General features: G+C 43.3%; 22 protein-coding genes. 11 read left to right on the plus strand and 11 right to left on the minus strand.

Annotated features, from left to right (window positions below; all coding sequences use genetic code 11):
* Window positions 1–7 precede the first annotated feature (7 nt).
* The 4 genes from L7A31_RS08450 to L7A31_RS08465 form a co-directional block, all read right to left on the minus strand.
* Window positions 8–1729: a proline--tRNA ligase gene (locus L7A31_RS08450; RefSeq protein ID WP_237361076.1), complete on the minus strand. Its 1722-nt coding sequence runs from the start codon at window positions 1727–1729 to the stop codon at window positions 8–10.
* Window positions 1730–1816: 87 nt separating this feature from the next.
* On the minus strand, window positions 1817–2512 hold the full coding sequence (gene tsaA / locus L7A31_RS08455; RefSeq protein ID WP_237361077.1) for a tRNA (N6-threonylcarbamoyladenosine(37)-N6)-methyltransferase TrmO: 696 nt from the start codon (window positions 2510–2512) through the stop codon (window positions 1817–1819).
* 3 nt (window positions 2513–2515) lie between these two features.
* A complete protein-coding gene (locus L7A31_RS08460) occupies window positions 2516–2959 on the minus strand; it encodes a YaiI/YqxD family protein (RefSeq protein ID WP_237363536.1) in 444 nt (147 codons plus the stop codon).
* Window positions 2960–2963: 4 nt separating this feature from the next.
* On the minus strand, window positions 2964–3263 hold the full coding sequence (locus L7A31_RS08465; protein WP_237361078.1) for a DNA-binding protein: 300 nt from the start codon (window positions 3261–3263) through the stop codon (window positions 2964–2966).
* A gap of 905 nt (window positions 3264–4168) precedes the next feature.
* On the opposite strand from L7A31_RS08465, the gene L7A31_RS08470 reads away from it, so the two are divergent.
* Complete coding sequence (locus L7A31_RS08470; protein ID WP_237361079.1) at window positions 4169–4675, plus strand: GNAT family N-acetyltransferase; 507 nt, start codon at window positions 4169–4171, stop codon at window positions 4673–4675.
* Here L7A31_RS08470 and L7A31_RS08475 read toward each other — a convergent pair.
* Together L7A31_RS08475 and L7A31_RS08480 are read right to left on the minus strand one after the other, a co-directional pair.
* Window positions 4635–4934 (minus strand): DUF3301 domain-containing protein, encoded by a 300-nt coding sequence (locus tag L7A31_RS08475; protein ID WP_237361080.1) that lies wholly within the window; start codon window positions 4932–4934, stop codon window positions 4635–4637. The two genes, L7A31_RS08470 and L7A31_RS08475, sit on opposite strands and share 41 nt — an antisense overlap.
* 15 nt (window positions 4935–4949) lie before the next feature.
* A complete protein-coding gene (locus L7A31_RS08480) occupies window positions 4950–5990 on the minus strand; it encodes a DUF3549 family protein (RefSeq protein WP_237361081.1) in 1041 nt (346 codons plus the stop codon).
* Between the two features lie 76 nt (window positions 5991–6066).
* On the opposite strand from L7A31_RS08480, the gene L7A31_RS08485 reads away from it, so the two are divergent.
* Both L7A31_RS08485 and truC read left to right on the plus strand, forming a co-directional pair.
* On the plus strand, window positions 6067–6387 hold the full coding sequence (locus L7A31_RS08485) for a YqcC family protein (protein WP_237361082.1): 321 nt from the start codon (window positions 6067–6069) through the stop codon (window positions 6385–6387).
* Window positions 6381–7103, plus strand: a complete 723-nt coding sequence (gene truC / locus L7A31_RS08490) for a tRNA pseudouridine(65) synthase TruC (protein WP_237361083.1) — start codon at window positions 6381–6383, stop codon at window positions 7101–7103. The genes L7A31_RS08485 and truC overlap by 7 nt, the downstream gene beginning before the upstream one ends.
* A 51-nt stretch (window positions 7104–7154) precedes the next feature.
* On the opposite strand, the gene dxs is transcribed toward truC, so the two are convergent.
* Genes dxs through xseB form a run of 3 tightly spaced genes read right to left on the minus strand, consistent with a single transcriptional unit; the run spans window position 7155 to window position 10202 of the window.
* On the minus strand, window positions 7155–9035 hold the full coding sequence (gene dxs / locus L7A31_RS08495) for a 1-deoxy-D-xylulose-5-phosphate synthase (protein WP_237361084.1): 1881 nt from the start codon (window positions 9033–9035) through the stop codon (window positions 7155–7157).
* Window positions 9036–9057: 22 nt separating this feature from the next.
* Window positions 9058–9942, minus strand: a complete 885-nt coding sequence (gene ispA / locus L7A31_RS08500; RefSeq protein WP_237361085.1) for a (2E,6E)-farnesyl diphosphate synthase — start codon at window positions 9940–9942, stop codon at window positions 9058–9060.
* 17 nt (window positions 9943–9959) lie between these two features.
* A complete protein-coding gene (xseB, locus tag L7A31_RS08505) occupies window positions 9960–10202 on the minus strand; it encodes an exodeoxyribonuclease VII small subunit (protein ID WP_237361086.1) in 243 nt (80 codons plus the stop codon).
* Window positions 10203–10552: 350 nt separating this feature from the next.
* On the opposite strand from xseB, the gene pomA reads away from it, so the two are divergent.
* The 3 genes from pomA (at window position 10553) to thiI (ending at window position 13929) form a co-directional block, all read left to right on the plus strand.
* Window positions 10553–11317, plus strand: coding sequence for a flagellar motor protein PomA (gene pomA / locus L7A31_RS08510; protein ID WP_237361087.1), 765 nt, complete (start codon window positions 10553–10555; stop codon window positions 11315–11317).
* Between the two features lie 8 nt (window positions 11318–11325).
* Window positions 11326–12291 carry a flagellar motor protein MotB gene (locus tag L7A31_RS08515; RefSeq protein ID WP_237361088.1) on the plus strand — a complete coding sequence of 322 codons (966 nt, stop codon included), beginning with the start codon at window positions 11326–11328 and terminating at the stop codon, window positions 12289–12291.
* 189 nt (window positions 12292–12480) lie between these two features.
* A complete protein-coding gene (gene thiI / locus L7A31_RS08520) occupies window positions 12481–13929 on the plus strand; it encodes a tRNA uracil 4-sulfurtransferase ThiI (RefSeq protein WP_237361089.1) in 1449 nt (482 codons plus the stop codon).
* Between the two features lie 64 nt (window positions 13930–13993).
* Here thiI and L7A31_RS08525 read toward each other — a convergent pair whose 3' ends face one another.
* Window positions 13994–14299 (minus strand): hypothetical protein, encoded by a 306-nt coding sequence (locus L7A31_RS08525; protein ID WP_237361090.1) that lies wholly within the window; start codon window positions 14297–14299, stop codon window positions 13994–13996.
* Window positions 14300–14562: 263 nt separating this feature from the next.
* On the opposite strand from L7A31_RS08525, the gene L7A31_RS08530 reads away from it, so the two are divergent.
* The 5 genes from L7A31_RS08530 to rlmM all read left to right on the plus strand — a co-directional run bounded on the left by L7A31_RS08530 (window position 14563) and on the right by rlmM (window position 17914).
* The gene (locus L7A31_RS08530; RefSeq protein ID WP_237361091.1) at window positions 14563–14781 is read left to right on the plus strand and encodes a hypothetical protein; all 219 of its coding nucleotides are present in this window, start codon (window positions 14563–14565) and stop codon (window positions 14779–14781) included.
* A gap of 132 nt (window positions 14782–14913) precedes the next feature.
* A complete protein-coding gene (locus L7A31_RS08535; protein ID WP_237361092.1) occupies window positions 14914–15822 on the plus strand; it encodes a transcriptional regulator GcvA in 909 nt (302 codons plus the stop codon).
* Window positions 15815–16438: an alpha/beta family hydrolase gene (locus tag L7A31_RS08540; RefSeq protein ID WP_237361093.1), complete on the plus strand. Its 624-nt coding sequence runs from the start codon at window positions 15815–15817 to the stop codon at window positions 16436–16438. The genes L7A31_RS08535 and L7A31_RS08540 overlap by 8 nt, the downstream gene beginning before the upstream one ends.
* Complete coding sequence (locus L7A31_RS08545; RefSeq protein WP_237361094.1) at window positions 16428–16826, plus strand: DUF423 domain-containing protein; 399 nt, start codon at window positions 16428–16430, stop codon at window positions 16824–16826. The genes L7A31_RS08540 and L7A31_RS08545 overlap by 11 nt, the downstream gene beginning before the upstream one ends.
* Window positions 16823–17914, plus strand: a complete 1092-nt coding sequence (gene rlmM, locus L7A31_RS08550; protein ID WP_237361095.1) for a 23S rRNA (cytidine(2498)-2'-O)-methyltransferase RlmM — start codon at window positions 16823–16825, stop codon at window positions 17912–17914. Before L7A31_RS08545 ends, rlmM begins: the two co-directional genes overlap by 4 nt.
* A gap of 64 nt (window positions 17915–17978) precedes the next feature.
* Here rlmM and xni read toward each other — a convergent pair whose 3' ends face one another.
* Window positions 17979–18752 carry a flap endonuclease Xni gene (gene xni, locus L7A31_RS08555; protein WP_237361096.1) on the minus strand — a complete coding sequence of 258 codons (774 nt, stop codon included), beginning with the start codon at window positions 18750–18752 and terminating at the stop codon, window positions 17979–17981.
* Between the last annotated feature and the right edge of the window lie 26 nt (window positions 18753–18778).

Raw genomic sequence — 18778 nt, forward strand, 5'->3', positions numbered from 1 at the left:
AGTGTGATTACGCTAATTTTAATTGTGCTTTGATGTGCTCAATGATGTTAGCCATTGCCACCGGAGTTTTATCTCCCGTGCTACGATTCTTATATTCGAAGTTACCTTCTTTCATGCTGCGATCACCAATGACAACAGTATGAGGAACGCCGATAAGTTCCATGTCTGAGAACATCACTCCAGGACGCTCTTTACGGTCATCAAATAGTACTTCAAGGCCAAGATCAGAAAGTTCTTTGTACAGCTTCTCAGCCGCTTCTTTGACTTCTTCTGACTTATGCATGTTCATAGGAACAATCGCTACTTGGAATGGAGCGATTGCGTCTGGCCAGATAATGCCGTATTTGTCGTGGTTTTGCTCTATTGCTGCCGCAACAACACGTGTAATACCGATGCCATAGCAGCCCATTTCCAAAATTACGTTCTTACCATCAGGACCTAGAACGCCGCAGCCCATTTTCTCAGAGTAAGTTTTTCCAAGCTGGAAGATATGACCGACTTCAATACCACGTTTTAGAAGGATAGTGCCTTGTCCACAAGGGCTAGGATCGCCTTCAACAACGTTTCTCAGGTCTTCTACTTGACCGAGTTCAACGTCACGACCCCAGTTGATGCCAAAGTAATGTTTGTCATCAACGTTCGCACCTGCGCCAAAGTCGCTCATCACTGCTACAGTGCGATCAACAATGAATGGCAGCTCCAAACCGACAGGGCCAAGTGATCCCGGACCAGCTCCAATTAGAGCGCGAATTTCTTCTTCCGTAGCCATCTCAAGCGGAGCGGCAACTTCTTTTAAGTTCTCAGCTTTTACTTCGTTAAGCTCATGATCGCCACGAAGGATCAACGCAATAAGAGGTGCATCGACTTCTTCAGACGCTTTCACAAACAGTGTTTTCACTGTTTTTTCGATTGGTAAATCGAACTGCTCAACTAGCTCAGCAATGGTTTTAGCGTTTGGAGTATCAACTAAAGTCATTTCTTGCGTTGGAGCGGCTAGATCTGTAGTTGGAGCCAATGCTTCTGCTTTTTCGATGTTTGCTGCAAAGTCTGACTCAGTAGAGAAAGCAATCAGATCTTCACCGCTTTCAGCCAATACGTGGAACTCTTGCGAGCCACTTCCGCCGATAGCGCCTGAGTCTGCCAGAACAGGACGATAGTCTAGGCCCATGCGGTCAAATGCTTTGCAGTACGCATCGTGCATGTCATCAAAAGATTTCTGTAGGCCTTCTTTATCGATGTCGAAGCTGTAAGCATCCATCATGCTAAATTCACGTGAACGCATAACACCGAAGCGAGGGCGCACTTCATCACGGAACTTAGTTTGGATTTGATATAAGTTCAGAGGGAGCTGTTTGTATGAATTCACCTCGTTACGAACAAGGCTAGTAATCACTTCTTCAGCTGTCGGGCTCAAAACGAACGGATTGGTGTGGCGATCAGTAAAACGAAGTAGTTCAGCGCCCATCTTTTCAGAACGGCCTGTCTCTTCCCAAAGGTCAAACGGTTGAACAACGGGCATCAAGGTTTCAACTGCACCTGCGTTATCGATTTCTTGACGAACGATGTTTTCGACTTTACGTAGTACACGTAGACCAGTAGGCAGCCAGGTGTATAGACCTGAAGCCAGCTTACGGATCATACCTGCACGTAGCATGAGTTGGTGGCTAACAACTACGGCGTCGTTTGGTGTCTCCTTCAAAGTAGAAAGAAGATATTTACTGGTACGCATTTAGGGTATCCGTTCATTTTGGAGTTAAAGAAAATTCCCATCATAGGAATTGAATTAGCCGCTAATGATATCAGCCATTCGGCTTCGTCAAAAGGGTTCAATTGTGTTAACGGTAATCAAATTCTCGTTAACAGTAAACCTTACATTAAGATCGAACAAATAAACCGCATATTCTTTGCTATCTGGTTTGCCTTTTTTGTAGGCAGGACGAGGATCTTGGGCTAGAACTTGCTCGATAACCAACTGCTCATGTGTTCCATTTTTGCGAGCTTCAAGAGTGGTTTTCGCTTGAGCGGAAAAGCCTACCGTTAGCTCACAAGGTTTTTCCTGAGCGTAGCCACCTTGCGCATTAGAAATTGAGTCTGAGTAGGGAATATAAGGTTTTATATCGACGATTGGTGTGCCGTCGACCAAATCTACGCTACCTAAATCAATATAAATGTGACCATCTAAATGGGATATACCTTTTAACTCGACGGCAGACATGCCAATACCATTGGGGCGAAATGTTGCTCGTGAGGCAAACACACCGATTCGTTCATTGCCGCCAAGTCGAGGAGGGCGAACCGTTGGCTTCCAGCCTGCTTCTAGGTTTTTATCAAACAAAAACAAAAGCCACAAATGACTAAATTGTTCAAGCCCACGAACTGACTCAGGGCAGTTTGCGTCTCCAATTAATTTGACTCGAGAGGTTGCACTGGTGACCAACCTTGGTTGTCTGGGGACCGAGAATTTTTCTTTGTAAGGGCTTTCGATGATACCAACAGGAGACAAGGAATACATTGTTTAACGTTTCGCTAATATTCGGTCTAAATGATTGGCAAACTCTCGTCGTTCAGTTTGAGAAAGAGCGCTTGGGCCACCTGTTTGAATACCACTAGAACGCATGGTGTCCATAAAGTCTCGTATATTTAATCGAGCCTTTATGGTTTCTTTAGTAAAGAGCTCTCCGCGTGGACTTAAAGCGATTGCCCCTTTAGTAATCACCTCATCGGCAAGAGGGATGTCTGATGTAATAATCAAATCACCTGCTTCGGTGCGTTTAACTATTTCATTGTCAGCGATGTCAAACCCACTAGGTACTTGAATTGATTTGATATTATTTCTTTTCGGTACAGGAACATTGTGGTTTGCAACAAATGTACATTCTACTCCTGTGCGTTCAGCTGCGCGTACAATCGTTTCTCGAATGACTTTCGGGCAAGCATCTGCATCCACCCATAGTTTCATCATATTATTTCTCGTCGTTTATAAGTTTTGCCAACTGAGCTTCTAGTTGGGTGACTCGTTGGCTAAGTGTTTTTACTTCTTGTTCAAGGCTGGCAATTTTGTCTAGAGAGCCATCAGGTGACGCCACTTCGATTTTGGGTACTCTGCTACTACTTTGCCATGACTTGAGCGTAGCTATAATAGCAGGCATTGGCACTGTAGTTTTCAGCCGAGCCTTAACTAAGGCAACGGTTGGTTTCTTACCTTGAGCTACAAGCGACTCGATGACGGATTGAAGCTCGTCTGAGACATCTTTGGTTAACATGACGCTTTCCTTAAGTATTCAAGTGGAGTCACGCAATCGTAAAGATCACCTATCTATTGTTTGGATTGTAAGAGATAACTGACGCAGTGTGTAGGAGTTATATTGGCTCATAGCGTTATTATTCGTCATGTTTATCAATAAGTCGCTGATTACATAATAGTTAATTGAAAATATATTTAACTTTGTTGGAAAAAGTGTGACCGCGCAAGATTGTTTGATATGTAAAAATCGGTACATTTAGGGCTATCAAAGGATTAGTGATAAATATTCAATAAATCGTTGTTGAATATTACGTGGACACCGCTAAGGATCGGCGAAGACACTCTTCAGGAAAGTGAGTGACAAGGACTCGATGGACACCGTTAGGAAGGCGATGAAGTTTAGCTAAAAGGATGTTAGCGAGGAAAGCTACAAGCTACGGCCCCAGCAATTGCTGGGGCTTTCTTTTTTTTGGTAAGGGAAAATACCGATAACATTTGCACGTCGCTTATTGAGTCTTTAATCAGGGCTTGATCCCAGTTTCAGTGAATTTGACCTGAAATGGACAAACTTCCAATGGGTTTTACCTTTATCTGTTGAAAGTAAATGAACTTTTCTATGGAATAAAATGTCGAACATACACCCAAGTAACCTCAGGATACTTGTTTCAGCGAGATAGATAAGGCTTCAATACTAGGCAACGATTTGTAGACATAGTCATTCTACGTTGAAAATCGATAACGACGTAGTGAAGCCTTATCTACTCGCCCTTTGGGAGTGATTCAGAGCCTTCACTTTACGTCAAACCGTCTTGAAAGGGGTCACCCTTCCTGCGGCTGTTTTCCTGAAATTGAAGGCACTGAATTCACTCTGAATAATGCATCTTGAGGTCACTTGGGTTTAGATACATATTGAAGGGAGACAATATGGCTATAGTGACTAACAGGACATTGATCGTACCCTATAGTGAAGCATTTCAATCTGAATTTCTGCTGCTGAATTGCTGTGCAGTTAATCGTGCAGAAATGAACGGCCCGCATACGCTTAAGTCTGCAAAGGCACTCTTTGCTGACGTCCTAACAAACCATAACTTGTATAGCATGGCCGTGCTGGATAACTCTACCCGTGACTATATGGGGCATATCTCTGTAAGCAATGTGGACTCAGATCCGGAACTTACCTTTATTTTTGATAGTGCGTATTGGGGCAAAGGGATTGCAACCGAATCGTTACTAGCGTTTTTTCCAAGGCTGTGTGAAGAATTGAATTTATCTCATGTTAAGGCCACTGCAAATATCGACCATCCAGCGTCTATTTCAATTTTAAATAAACTGGGTTTTCGTCGGATAGGGCAAAAGCGAGATAAGCATGGACCGTATTATGAGTACACTTTTAAACGCGATGTGGTGGTAGCTGAAACTTTAACGGCCTAAAACCTTTCATGATAAGGGTGCCTTGATAACAATCGTCACCTAGTGAAGAGAACTCAAATTGATAGCTGGTATTCCAATACCAGCGACCATTTTCATCTTTTAGCCGGTGGCGCCCAAGAGCGACACTAACAAGCTGTAGTTCCAATTGCTTACATTTGTGGGCAATTGCTGCTTTAGCAACCTCGGCCTGACGTCGTTGTTGCCAAAATAGAAAGCAAATGAGACATAAGGCAAAGATGCTGACTAAGTTGCTAAGCATAGTCGCGTATCACCCTTAGTGCTTGCGCGCTGCTTGCTGTAAGTTCTCCAATGCTCTCGCCAGTTCTTCTGTAGGTGATGAATGCAGTAGCGGCAATAGGATCACTCTTAGCTCTGGTAACATCACAAGGTCAGCAAACAACTGGTTGAACAGTGCTTGGTTGTTTGTTTCGGCCAAGCGGATAAGAAATTGCTCTGCTAATTTTGTGTCTGCAAGTAGGTGCCAGCAGCGGCCTGCAATACCAATTAAGATTTCCTGATGGCTCAGTAGGGGACTATTTAGAATCGCTTGCAAAACTGGCAACGAAAAAGCGTGATTAGCACTGGTTAACGCACGCGTTAAAGCTGATAGCAAAAACAAATCTGGTTCTGAAGAGTTAATTTGTTTCATTGCCATATCAGACAGTGGCTCAGCTAGCCTGTCTGGTAGATCGCAATGTTCAAGCGTACCTAACAAAGCATAAAGTGGTTCGTTTGGTAGTTGCTTTAAAGCACGGATGAGGTGAACGCTATTTTGCTGTTCATTCATCCTAGCACAAACATCGGTGATTCCTTGCAATCCGACAGTTTGCCATTTTTCCCATCCCAACTTTCCAGCGAAGTAATCTTGAGCATGTGAGTAGTATTGGCTGGTTTCTAGCTCAAGGTTTGCTCGAATCTTACTGTGGAACACAGCCATTTTGTCTTCAGCGGGTTTAAAGGTATATGGGTTGTTAGAGAGCTTCTCTTGCTGCTCTTCAGACATTTCCTGACTTAAGTGTGTCCCCATAGCTTCAACGACATACTTAATAAAGTTGCCAATATCTGCCTGCTTTAATAACCCTCTCTCATCCAACTCAAATTTCAAAAACCATATCCAAGGCTGACGGCTTTCGTTCCAATAAGCAATCGCAAGATGTGCTTTGCGTTGTACCGGATAAGGATAAGCTTGTTGCCCTTGCTCAATATGATTGAAAGCTGAGCTGTCTATAGGTTGTATGCGACGTCCAAGATCAAAGATTAGATACTGGCAACCACTATTTTTAAGAAGATCACTGAGGGTGTGAATGTTGTTCATCAGAAAATGTTGCTTAAGATTCTTTGGGCCTTAGATGGTATCATTTGCCTCAACTTCTAGGAAACAAATTATTTGCATGACACACACCGAATCAATGAAGCAGCTGCTAGAAAGGCTTGAAAGCGAGCTTAATGAAAATCAGCTATGGCAAACTGAAGCGCCTCTTTCACACAAGCTAGAAAGTCAACAGCCCTTCGCTGTTGATACTTTGGAACCACACGAATGGTTGCAATGGATCTTTATCGCTAAAATTCGCCAGCTAATAAGCAACAAACAGCCTCTGCCAAAAGGGTATGCGATTGCTGGCTACTTTGAGCAAACATGGAACGAGCAAGCGCATCTGAAACCATTGCTTGAGTTGCTGAACGAGATCGATGAGGTTAACCAGTCATGTTAGAAATTATCTATCAAGATGACTACTTAGTAGCGGTCAATAAGCCTGCGGGCATGCTTGTACACAGAAGCTGGCTAGATAAACATGAAACGGTCTTCGTGATGCAGACTTTGCGTGATCAGATAGGTCAGCATGTCTTTCCTCTACATAGGTTAGATAGGCCAACATCGGGTGTGTTAGTGTTTGCTCTTTCATCCGAAGTAGCTTCGCAAGTGATGCCTATGTTTGCAGAACACAACATGGAGAAGACTTACCATGCGATAGTTCGAGGTTGGATAGAGCAAGAGGAAGTCTTGGACTATGCGCTCAAAGTTGAGCTCGACAAAATCGCCGATAAATTTGCTAGTGAAGAAAAAGAAGCGCAAGAAGCGATCACGGCGTATAAACCTTTAGCAAAAGTCGAGCTGCCATATTCAACTGGTAAGTTTCCAACCAGTCGATACTGTTTGATGGAGCTTAAACCTAAAACAGGTCGTAAACATCAGCTTCGCCGACATATGCACCACTTGAGCCATCCGATTATTGGCGATACGACACATGGTGATGGTAAACACAATCGTTTATTCCGAGATAAGTATGCTGCCAATCGATTGATGTTGCATGCATCTCGACTTGAATTTACTCACCCAATAACAAATGAGAATTTAGTTCTAAAAGCAAGTTTGGATCAGACTTGGCTGCATTTACTGGAAGAATTTGGCTGGGATATTGTTGAATAGAAAAACGCCCTTAGAAGCAATTCTATGGGCGTTTTGTCTTGAACGAGTTGGTTATTTCGCTAAGTATTCTTTGATAGCTAGCTCAATGCCTTTGGCGTCTAAACCAAGCTCTTCATGAAGCTCGTCTTGCGTTCCTTGGTGGATAAATTTATCCGGTAGGCCAAGGTTAAGTACAGGCTTCAGTAATTTCTCAGTCATCATGAACTCAAGTACGCCAGCTCCAGCGCCACCAGCAATCGCATTTTCTTCAACCGTAACAAGTACGTCATGCGTAGCAGCTAGCTCTTTGATGAGCTGTTCATCAAGAGGCTTCACGAATCGCATATCCGCTACTGTAGCATCAATAGATTCAGCTGCCTCAAGTGCATTTGCTAAGAAAGTCCCAAAGCTTAAAATCGCGACCTTTTGACCTTCTTTCGTATTGCTTTGTCTAACAATACGACCTTTGCCGATTTCAAGTTCAGTGAACTCTTTTTTAATTTCAGCACCAATACCGCTTCCTCTAGGGTAGCGCACAGCACTTGGGCCGTTGTGCTGGTGGCCGGTATAAAGCATTTGACGGCATTCATTTTCGTCACTTGGTGCCATGATGACCATGTTCGGAATGCAGCGCATAAAGCTAAGATCGAATGCACCTTGGTGAGTCTGGCCATCAGCGCCGACAAGACCAGCACGGTCGATAGCAAACAGGACTGGTAAGTCCATGATAGCCACATCGTGGATGAGTTGATCGTATCCACGTTGCAGGAAGGTTGAGTAAATCGCAACGATCGGTTTGTCACCAGCGATTGCCATGCCTGTTGCTAGGGTCACTGCATGTTGCTCTGCAATTGCAACATCGAAATATTGCGCCGGGAACTCCTTGGAGAATTTGACCATGCCAGAGCCTTCACGCATGGCTGGAGTAATCGCCATTAGTTTCGGATCTTGCGCTGCCATATCACACAAAAAGTCGCCAAATACATTAGAAAACGTTGGGCTTGATGCTTTGCTCTTAGGCAGTTTTGAGTTGCTTGGATCGAATTTTGGTACCGCGTGATAACCAATAGGATCTTTCTCTGCAGGCGCGTGTCCTTTGCCTTTTTTGGTCATTATGTGCAAGAACTGAGGGCCTTTCAGCTCGCGCATATTCTTTAATGTTTTGGTCAGCTCGATGACATCGTGTCCATCAATTGGGCCGATATAATTGAAACCCAGTTCTTCAAACAAAGTACCCGGTACAACCATCCCTTTTAGATGCTCTTCAGTGCGACGAACCAACTCTTTGACTGATGGCATGTTTGACAGAACTTTCTTACCGCCTTCTCGAATCGACGTATAGAAACTTCCAGATAGGGCTTGAGCGAGGTGATTGTTTAGTGCACCCACGTTTTCGGAAATCGACATTTCATTGTCGTTGAGAATAACCAACATATCTGGGTGAACATCACCCGCGTGGTTCATTGCCTCAAAAGCCATACCCGCAGTAATAGCACCATCACCAATGACACTAACTACTTTACGATTCTTATCTTCTTTGATGGCACTGATTGCCATACCAAGTGCAGCACTTATCGAAGTAGAAGAGTGGCCGACAGATAACGTGTCATATTCACTCTCCTCACGCCAAGGAAACGGGTGCAAACCATCTTTTTTTCGAATGGTAGGCATTTGGTCGCGTCTACCTGTCAAAATCTTATGCGGATAAGCTTGATGGCCTACATCCCAAATGAGCTGGTCAAAAGGCGTATTGTATACGTAATGCAGGGCTACGGTGAGCTCAACGGTCCCTAATCCAGAAGCTAGGTGACCACTTGATTGGCTAACCGAGTTTAATAAATATGTCCGCAATTCTTCACATAACTTTGGTAGCGTTTCCTTTGGCAGGCTACGTAACTCTTCAGGTATGCTTGCGAGAGCAAGTGTAGGATACTTTGAAATATCGAGTGTCATATTCTGTTGCGCGTTTATATAGTTAGTGCTTGCGCTCGATGACATATCGGGCAAACTGTTCCAGCAATTCAGTATTGTATGGGATTGCTTGTAAAGCTTGAAGGGCCTCTTCTAATAAAGACTGAGCCTTTTCAATAGCGCCTTCTAACCCCAATAGTGCTGGGTAGGTGCTTTTACACAATTCTTCATCCGAACCTTGAGGTTTCCCTAAGGTTTCGGTGTCGCTAATAATATCAAGAATATCATCTTGTACTTGAAACGCTAGCCCAATAGCTTCGGCGTATTGCTCAAGCTGAGGCAGCACCTCAACACCTTTCTCCCCAGAAGCATAGGCGCCAAGCTGAATCGCGCATTTTATCAAAGCGCCAGTCTTGTTTCGATGTATGCTCTCTAACTCTTGCAAAGTGACATCTTTATTCTCAAAAGCCAAGTCTAAAGCTTGTCCAATGCACATACCATGCGCGCCTGAGGCGCGTGATAAACTTTGAATCAATTTGATTCTTTGAGATTCAGCATTGCTGTCTAGCGCACCTTCGGAAAGGATAGTAAAAGCAAGGGTTTGTAGTGCATCACCGGTGAGTACCGCAGTGGCTTCATCAAATTTCTTATGGCAGGTAGGATGTCCACGGCGTAAATCATCGTCATCCATAGCTGGCAAATCATCGTGAATCAGTGAATAAGCGTGAATACACTCGATTGCGGAAGCTGGTGTATCAAGGTGCTCAACAGCAGTCCCTAACATTTGGCCAGTCGCATAAACTAAAAAAGGTCGAACTCTTTTTCCACCAAGCAACAAACCATAGCGCATTGCTTCAATGAGCGTCTGCTGCTGAAAGGGTAGTTGGTTGAGCCAATGGTTGAGCTGATCATTGTTTCTTTTTTGGAAAGAGGTGAGAGCCTCGTACATAGTGATGCTTCTTAATCTTAATTGGAGTCAGGGGTAAACTCACTTAATGGAGCATTGTCATCATTTTCTAGCAAAATACTTACGCGTTGCTCAGCTTCAGTAAGCTTCTTCTGGCTAGCGCGAGCAAGAGCGATTCCGCGTTCGAATTTTTTTAGGGCATCATCTAAGCCGATGTCTCCGCCTTCTAGCTGATTAACTAAGCCGTCAAGCTCTTCAATAGCCTCTTCGAACGACATATTTTCAGGTTTCTTACTTGCCATAATATTTTCTTGTTGCTGAAGAATTGTGGGGAAACTTACCTTAGCAGGTTCGGATGGTCAAACTTAACCAAGATATTTCTATCGAAAATAGCGTTTATCAAGAATAACTTTGCTAGAACAAATGCAGTTTGACTGCTGTTAGTTTACGCTCATAAACGCAAAAACGGCATTTTATCGAGACGCCATCCACAATAGTGTGAAGGGAGTATCAAATAAAATAGTTAAAGATCTTATTATCTTGCCGATAATTAAACTATCTCTAGTAGACCTGTTGTCATTTTGTTCTGGTATTGGGTAGTGATTAAATAATGAGAACAGGGACTGATAAGCCCTAGCAAGAGGAGTGCTTTGTGGATTTAGCTACGCTAATAGGATTGATTGGAGGGCTAGCCTTCGTTGTTATGGCGATGGTCCTTGGCGGCAGCATCATGATGTTTGTAGATGTCACCTCTATCCTTATCGTTGTGGGTGGTTCTACGTTTGTTGTGCTAATGAAGTTCACCATGGGGCAGTTTTTTGCAGCGTTCAAAATTGCTGGCAAAGCATTTATGTTTAAAGCAGATGAGCCAGAAGATCTGATTGCTAAAGTCGTTGAAATGGCTGACGCAGCACGTAAAGGTGGCTTCTTAGCTCTCGAAGAAATGGAAATTACCAACAGTTTTATGCAAAAAGGCATCGACTTACTAGTCGATGGTCATGATGCTGATGTGGTACGAGCGGCACTGCAAAAAGATATCGCATTGACAGATGAAAGGCATGAATTCGGCACCGGAGTTTTTCGAGCCTTCGGAGATGTTGCACCCGCCATGGGAATGATTGGTACCTTGGTTGGTCTGGTTGCCATGCTTTCGAACATGGATGATCCCAAAGCTATCGGTCCTGCGATGGCGGTAGCACTCCTTACAACGTTATACGGTGCTATTCTTGCTAATATGATCTTTTTCCCTATCGCCGACAAATTGTCGCTGCGTCGGGAACAAGAAACACTGAATCGCCGCTTAATCATGGATGGCGTTTTAGCGATACAAGACGGTCAGAACCCTCGTGTGATAGACAGTTACCTTAAGAACTATCTCAACGAAGGTAAACGCGGTATCGATGTGGATAATGAGTAGGGTGCACAATGGCCGTTGTAGAAGAAGACAAACCCTGTAAATGTCCACCTCCCGGCCTTCCTGCTTGGATGGGGACTTTCGCCGATCTAATGGCACTGCTTATGTGCTTTTTCGTACTGCTGCTTTCATTTTCTGAAATGGATGTTCTGAAGTTCAAACAAATCGCAGGTTCGATGAAGTTCGCTTTTGGTGTGCAAAATCGACTAGAAGTAAAAGATATCCCCAAAGGTACAAGTATCATCGCGCAAGAGTTTCGCCCGGGGCGTCCAGAACCCACTCCTATTGATGTCATCATGCAACAAACCATAGATATCACTCAGCAAACATTGGAGTTTCATGAAGGGGAATCTGAGCGTTCTGGTGGTGCTCAAAGAGACAAAGGAACTCAGGCTGGTGGTAAATCCGCTGAAACCTCAACCAGCAATAACAAAAACACAGAATCTGATCAGCAGCAAAAGCAAGCTGAGGCGATAGCGCAAGAACAAGAAACCTTGATGGAAAATATCAAAAAAGCTTTGGCGAAAGAGATTGAGCAAGGTGCCATTGAGGTTGAGCATTTAGGGCAGCAGCTTGTGATTCGTATTCGAGAGAAAGGTGCTTTCCCCGAAGGTTCGGCATTCTTACAACCTAAATTCAGGCCGTTAGTGAGACAAATTGCTGAGCTTGTAAAAAATATTCCGGGAGTGATTAGTATTTCTGGGCATACCGACAATGTAAAAGTGGACTCTGAGCTATATCGCTCAAACTGGGATTTATCCTCTCAGCGGGCGGTTTCTGTTGCTCAGGAGATGGAGACAGTTCGTGGTTTTCCACATGATAGGATGGAAGTGATCGGTTTAGCTGACACTAAGCCGCTGGGACCAAACGATACTGATGAAGAACGTGCTCGAAACCGTCGTGTGGAAATCAATATAATGCAAGGCAAGCCCACCTATAGTAATGAAGTGCCTTCACTACCTCAGACTAACCAGTAAGTCTATCAAGTTCTCTATTTAGAGAAGCCATTTAAAGAAGCGAGCTGTATAGCTCGCTTCTTCGTATCTAGTCGATTCAATCTGGTTACTTCGCTATTCATTTGGGTATAGCTCTCTACTTGTGTATAATTTCGCGCCTTAAGTGTACTTTGATGTTGCTTTGTAGCTAAATAACTTGCGAATTGAACTATGAAATTTATTGTAAAACCCCACCCAGAGATTTTTGTTAAAAGTGAATCGGTACGTAAACGCTTCACAAGAATTTTGGAATGTAATATTCGTAATGTTATCCAGCAGCGAGCGGAATCTGTTGCGGTATTTAATCGCCGTGACCATATTGAAGTAACCGCGCAAAGTGACGAATACTACAGCGAAGTTCTGCAAGTGTTGACTCAAACTCCGGGCATTCATCATTCTCTGGAAGTTCAGCAGTCTGAATTTGAAGACATGCACGATATTTATGAGCAAGTTCTTGAACTAAGCCGTAGCAAGATTGAAGGCAAAACCTTTGTTGTGCGCGCAAAACGTCGTGGGAAGCACGATTTCACCTCTATCGAACTGGAAAGATACGTTGGTGGTGGGTTAAACCAAGCGGTCGAAAGTGCAAAAGTTAAACTGCACAACCCAGATGTTACCGTCAATATCGAAATAGCCACTGACAAGCTAAATCAGGTTATCGCGCGCCATAAAGGTTTGGGTGGATTCCCTCTTGGCACTCAAGAAGATGTGCTGAGCTTGATTTCAGGTGGCTTTGACTCTGGTGTTTCTAGTTACTTACACATTAAACGTGGCTCAAAAGTGCATTACTGCTTCTTCAACTTAGGCGGTCCAGCACATGAAATTGGTGTAAAGCAAGTTGCTCACTACTTGTGGAACAAATACGGCTCGTCAGCAAAAGTAAAATTCATTTCAGTCGACTTTGAACCTGTTGTTGCTGAGATTCTTGAGAAAGTTGATGATGGCCAAATGGGCGTTATTCTTAAGCGTATGTTCATGCGTGCAGCTGGAATGATTGCTGAGAAACATGGTATTCAAGCTTTAGTTACGGGTGAAGCATTAGGACAGGTGTCGAGTCAGACATTAACTAACTTACGTCATATCGATAACGTAACGGATACTTTGATTCTTCGCCCTCTTATCAACTGGGATAAAGAAGATATTATCGATTTGGCTCGTGAAATCGGTACGGAAGATTTCGCGAAAACAATGCCAGAATACTGTGGTGTGATTTCAAAAAGCCCAACAGTGAAAGCAGTAAAAGAAAAGCTGGAAGCAGAAGAAGCGAAGTTCGATTTCTCTATCTTAGAGAAAGTCGTTTATGACTCTCGCAAGATGGATATCCGTGATATCGAGAAAGAGAGCCAGCAAGTTGCGCCAGAAGTTGAGTTAGTTGAAGCGGTAGAAGCGCACGCTGTTGTACTAGATATTCGTAGTCCAGATGAGGAAGACGAAAATCCATTAGATATTGATGGCGTAGAAGTGCAGCACATTCCTTTTTATAAGCTAGCGACTAAATTTGGCGATCTAGACCAGTCGAAAAGCTATTTGCTGTATTGCGACCGTGGTGTGATGAGCCGATTACAGGCGTTATACCTACAAGAGCAAGGCTTTAAAAACGTTAAAGTGTATAGACCTTAGTATTTGAAGTTATACCAGCAAAACTATGTTAGTGAGGGTGAGGCCATTTGGCGTCACCTTTTTTCTACTCATGGCTGTGTTCAATGTAAGGGTAGTATTCAACGTTATTATCAATTCTAGCGGCTGAATAGTTGGAGGGGGCGGAGGAGCCGGCTTCATTCAGCTCACTACTGCCGGTTGAGGCTATAGGTTTCGGAGTATTTGTTAGGACCTTATCGTCCAAGCTGTTTACTTCCTTTGGACTCGAAGTATGCAAGTCATATTCGGTTGCAACGGACTTCATTAGATTTCTTTCGCTACTCGCAATGGTAAGTTGCAAACCTCCCCACATAGATATAAAACCTATCAAGGTCATAAGGTATGTTTTCATCGTACCAGTTCTCCCTTTGCGCTTCATATGCTAAGAAGCGTGACTGAACAGGTATTTCTACCAAATAAAGTAATTACTTAGATTTGCCTATATTTTTCTTTGAGTAAAGATTTCAAATTTGAAATTCATCGCAATTAATATATTTAATAGTAACTATCTTTAACTTCACATTGATTGTTTTATAAATAATCTCTATGGCTTTGAATTAAATGGATTATTTGCTCTACTTTTTAAGAGAGGCAGCAAAGTTGTCAGGATGAAGATTGGGCGAATTAAGCTGGATAAAAATCGGTGATGAGAAGCGTTTTTTAGATAAAAAAACACCGCCTAAAAAGGCGGTGTACAAAAATTTGACAGACTGGTCAAAAATAAATACAGGAAGTATGTGTTTTATCTCTGAGGATGACAGAAATAAAACCGTGGTAGAAATCTACCTAACTCGAAAATCGAGTTGCAAACACAACATCGCAACCACCAGCTAACTGAATCTCGGAAGAATCAGGCCGTTCTAGCTAGCGCTGCGGGGTGAAATATAGAATTTCTCTGGCCGCTAAGCAATGGACAATTTATAATGTTTCAGATAAAAAAAACTAATGCATGAATAGAGTGTTCAAATGTCGAGAAGATTACCTCCGTTAAATTCCCTAAAAGCCTTTGAGGCAGCGGCGCGGCACCTAAGTTTTACTCGTGCAGCCGACGAATTATATGTCACGCAAGCTGCTGTTAGTCATCAAATAAAAGCCCTTGAAGAGTTCCTTGGCCTTAAACTTTTTCGTAGGCGAAATCGTGCCTTACTCTTAACAGAAGAAGGGCAAAGCTACTTTCTAGATATCAAAGATATTTTCACCATGATTGCGGAAGCGACCGATAAAGTTCTAGAAAGGAGTGAGAAAGGGGCGCTAACCATCGCGCTACCACCGAGTTTTGCCATCCAGTGGTTAGTACCAAGGCTTGCAGACTTTAATGCTCAAGAGCCGGAAATTGACGTCCGCATAAAAGCAGTTGATATGGACGACAGCTCATTGACCGAAGATGTGGATGTTGCCATCTATTATGGACGAGGAAACTGGCCTGGGTTGAGGGAAGATAAACTGTACCAAGAATACCTTATTCCATTGTGCGCACCTTCTGTTCTATTAGGTAAAAAACCATTAGAAAGTCTAGGTGATTTAAAACACCACACATTGCTTCACGATACCTCTCGGAAAGAGTGGAAACAGTTTGCTAAACAGAATGACTTAGTCGGTGTGAACGTGAATCACGGGCCAATTTTTAGCCATTCAACGATGGTGTTGCAAGCTGCTGCGCATGGGCAAGGTGTTGCGCTCGGAAATAATGTACTTGCCCAGCCCGAGCTTGATGCTGGTCGTTTGATCGCTCCATTTGATGAAATGCTAGTAAGCAAAAATGCTTTTTATGTTGTATGCCATGAGAAGCAAGCAGACACGGGGCGAATTGCAACGTTTAGAGATTGGATGCTGGCAAAAGCGCAAAGCGAGCAAGAGGAGCTATTGGATGAGTGATGTTTTGGTCAATGGTGATAAGTCATCGCCGCTATTTATTTTTGCTCACGGTGCGGGAGCAGGGATGGATCACCCTTTCATGGAAACTATCGCAAAAGGTTTAGTGGACAATGGTATTCAAGTTGTTCGCTTTGATTTCCCCTACATGCAGAAACGCCGTGTCGATGGAAAGAAGCGTCCACCAGATCGAGCGCCAAAGTTGTTAGAACACTTCGAATCTGTCATTGAGCAATATGCTTCGTCTCCAGTTGTTATTGGTGGCAAGTCGATGGGTGGACGAATGGCGAGTTTATTAGAAGATAATGCACTTGTTGCTGGAGTTGCTTGCCTAGGTTTTCCTTTTCATCCACCGGGTAAGATAGACAATTACAAAGGTGAACACCTAGCGGATTTCAAGAAACCTTGCCTTATATTACAAGGAGAGAGAGATACGTTTGGTAAGAAAGAAGAATTCGTCGACTTCAAATTATCAAAATCAATATCGGTGACTTATGTGCCAGATGGTGACCATAGCTTTAAGCCAAGAAAAGCCTCTGGGTATACAGAGCAGCAAAACCTAGATCTGGCTATCAAGGCATTAAGTGAGTTTGTGTTGGAGGTGTTGAATGCGAGCTAGATGGATTTTGGTGGTTTCGGGACTTTATGGCTTACTCGGCGTCGCTCTGGGCGCATTTGCAGCCCACGGATTAAAAAGTAAGTTGTCACCACTGCTCATCGAAGTGTTTAAGACTGGTGTGTTGTACCAGTTTATTCATACCTTAGCTATCTTAGCTTGTGGTGTGCTTCTGCAGTTAAACTTACCAATAAAAGCGCAAAAGTATTTTTTTAATGCGGCTGTTTGCTTTATTATCGGCGTCCTTTGTTTTAGTGGTAGCTTATATGCGCTAGCGCTAACAGGGATACATTGGTTTGGCCCGATAACGCCAATCGGTGGTGTGTTATTTATGATTGGTTGGCTGATGTTAATTCTGGCTGCAGTAAAAATGAAAGAGGGTGAATCTTGAAACACGTAATGCTTTATTGTCGTTCCGGCTTTGAAAAGGAATGCGCAGGAGAGATACAGGATAAGGCCAATAACCTTGAGGTTTATGGTTTTCCGAGAGCAAAAAATAATACAGGTTACGTATTATTTGAATGCTATCAAGATGGTGATGCCGATAAGCTAATTAGTAAATTAGACTTTAACTCTCTTATCTTTGCTCGTCAGATGTTTGCTGTTGCTCAAGAATTCAGCGAGCTGCCAACTGAAGATAGAATTTCACCTATTTTGTTAGAGCTTGATAACCTTGAAGATTTTCCTCGTTGCGGTGACCTACGTATTGAAACTCCAGACACTAACGAAGCCAAAGAGTTGCTGAAATTTTGTCGTAAGTTTACTGTGCCGATGCGTCAAGCACTTCGAGGCAAAGGGATATTGTATAAGAACGATAGCCCTAAAAAGCCAGTGCTGCACATTTGTTTTGTTGCTCCGGGGCATTGTTATGTCGGGTATTCTTACAGCCAGAATAACTCTCCGTTCTTCATGGGTATCCCAAGGTTGAAGTTTCCTGCCGACGCGCCAAGCCGTTCAACGCTTAAGTTAGAAGAGGCGTTTCACGTCTTTATTCCTAGAGAAGAGTGGGATGAGAGATTAGCAGCGGGCATGTGGGGCGTTGATTTAGGAGCTTGTCCGGGAGGCTGGACCTATCAACTGGTGAAACGCTCAATGTTTGTCCATTCTGTGGACAATGGCATGATGGCCGACAGCTTAATGGAGACGGGGCAGGTTAAGCATCACCAAGAAGATGGCTTCAAGTTTGAGCCAGCGAAGAAAAATGTTACTTGGCTGATCTGCGACATGGTCGAAAAACCATCTCGCGTCGCTCAACTTATGGGTGAGTGGATTATTAAAGGATGGGCGAAAGAAGCTCTATTCAATTTAAAGCTGCCTATGAAAGGTCGCTACGATGAAGTTTTAGATGATATAGAAAACTTGCGCTACTTCCTTATTGAAAATGGAGTCAAGTTCAAGTTGCAAGCTAAGCACCTTTATCATGATCGTGAAGAAATTACGGTACATGTACAGTGCTTGTCTAATATTTCTCCTAGGTAGCTTCCAGAGTATACCTAACTCAATATTGGGTTAGGTATACTTACCAATTTTCTTTCGATTCTCGTTATTTCGGCCCGCTAAACCTTAAATCTTGCAGGTTAAAGCCTAATTCTATATCTGTTTTCAGCATGGAAATTTGTTTGCATGTTTTTGCTAGCTCTATGTGCTCATCGAGCTTTTTCCTGTACTTACCAGCAAGCTCAGGTGATTCATAAGCTGCGTCCAATGTGCCAAACTGATTTAAGATCTCTTTTGCCGATTTAGGCCCGATTCCTGGAACACCCGGCACTTGACTTGAACTGATACCCACTAAACCCCAAAAATCAGCAAGCTGGCTGGGTACTACGCCGAACTCCTTTTCAATAAAGGGTTCATCCAACCAACGGTGTTGGAAGTAGTCTCTAATCTGCAGTGTGGGTGACAGCAGCTGGCAGTAGCCTTTGTCGGTGGAAATAATGGTGACTTTTTCATTGTGGCTCGCCACTTTTACCGCAAGCGTTGCGACTAAATCGTCTGCTTCATCACCTTCAGACAATAGCGAGTCGATCCCAATATCCCACCAGGCTTGCTGTATATCATCCAACCCTTTAGATAATTCTTCTGGCATTGGTTTACGATTGATTTTGTAATCAGGTAAAAGTTCTGCTCGCCAGCCTCTATCTCTGTTTTGATGATCAAAAACAGCGATGATATGGGAAGGCTTGGATTCTTTGATGATTTTGTTTAGCGTCCGCGTAGTGGTTTCTGCTGTTCTAGTGATATCAGATGGATCAGGCTGTACTGAGTGTACTCGGCGAATCAAGTTTAGTGCGTCAATGATAACGAGATGAATGGACATAATTATCCGAAAGTTAGGTTGAGTAC

The organism is Vibrio marisflavi CECT 7928, assembly GCF_921294215.1.
In the GTDB taxonomy this organism is placed as follows: domain Bacteria; phylum Pseudomonadota; class Gammaproteobacteria; order Enterobacterales; family Vibrionaceae; genus Vibrio; species Vibrio marisflavi.